Origin of the sequence: Streptomyces albidochromogenes (assembly GCF_005981925.1) — a bacterium.
Lineage (GTDB): Bacteria > Actinomycetota > Actinomycetes > Streptomycetales > Streptomycetaceae > Streptomyces > Streptomyces albidochromogenes.
The window spans coordinates 1-631 of sequence record NZ_VBVX01000719.1; the positions used below are offsets into that span (position 1 = coordinate 1).

General features: G+C 68.1%; 1 protein-coding gene. It reads right to left on the bottom strand.

Annotated features, from left to right (window positions below):
• A partial coding sequence (locus E2E34_RS34920; RefSeq protein ID WP_244316413.1) for a GntP family permease occupies nucleotides 1-631 on the bottom strand: 631 nt, incomplete at both ends.

A 631-nucleotide genomic window follows, 5' to 3' on the forward strand; every position in this document is an offset into this window, starting at 1 on the left:
GGCGATGAATGTTCCGTACACCGGCCCCGCCAGCACGATGGCCGGGATGGCGGCGATGAAGCCGTAGATCATGGTGGCGCCCACGTTCGTCTTCAGCGTGGCGATCGCCGTCAGCGGGCCTGGATGGGGCGGCACCATGCCGTGCATGGCCGCCAGGGCGGCGATCACCGGCACGCCGACGTACACGTAGGCCGAACCGGTGCCTTCCTGCTCGGCCTCCAGCCTCCGGGCCACGCCGAAGATCAGCGGCAGCAAGACGACCAGCCCGACCTCGAAGAACATCGGTATGCCGACGATGAAGGCCACGCCGGCCATCGCCCATGGCAGCGCCTTCCGCGAAGCGCGCTCCAGGATGGCATTCGCCAGGCTGTCGGTGACGCCGGAATCCGCCAGGATCTTGCCGAGCATGGCGCCCAGCGCCACCACCAGTCCGACCGCGCCCAGCGTCTTGCCCGCGCCTGCGGAAATCGCGCTGACCAGCTTGTCCAGCGGCATGCCCGTGAACAGGCCGGCCGCCACGGAGACGATCAGCAACGCCAGCAGCGGATGCAGTTTGGACCGGGAAACGATGAGTGCGACCAGCGCGAGCACGCTGCCCAGCGCCGTGACCAGCAATTGAATGTCCTGTGGG